This window comes from Xenorhabdus griffiniae (assembly GCF_001028135.1).
Classification (GTDB): domain Bacteria; phylum Pseudomonadota; class Gammaproteobacteria; order Enterobacterales; family Enterobacteriaceae; genus Xenorhabdus; species Xenorhabdus bakwenae.
In genome coordinates this window covers 1-420 of record NZ_LDNM01000213.1, presented here as the reverse complement: position 1 = coordinate 420, position 420 = coordinate 1, and the positions used below count along the sequence as shown (strand labels likewise).

The 420-nt window shown below is 42.2% G+C and carries 1 pseudogene; it reads left to right on the top strand.

Annotation, left to right across the window (positions count from 1 at the left end):
• Positions 1–420, top strand: a pseudogene (locus tag AAY47_RS19740) (RNA polymerase factor sigma-54); the annotation flags it as partial.

Here is a 420-nt window from a genome sequence, read left to right as displayed (position 1 = left end):
GTAACAGAGACTTCCGTAATTTATTACGTCAGAGCAAATTAAAAGAAAGTACCCTGAAAGGGGCAATTAATATCATCCAGTCACTGGAACCAAAACCTGGCCTGGTAGCCAATACCGGTGAATCCGAGTACGTTATTCCAGATGTATTGATACAGAGAGAAAATGAAAGCTGGAAAGTCANGCTAAATACCGATAGAATCCCACTTCTGCGNATAAACCAACACTACGCAGCNCTGGGACAACGTGTCAACAAGGAGAGTGAAAGTCTGTTTATACGTAATAACTTGCAAGAGGCCAAATGGCTGCTCAAGGGCCTTGAAAGCCGTAATGAAACATTGCTGAAAGTCGCCCGTTGTATTTTTGAACGGCAACAAGATTTTTTTGAATATGGTGAGGAACACATGAAACCACTGGTATTGG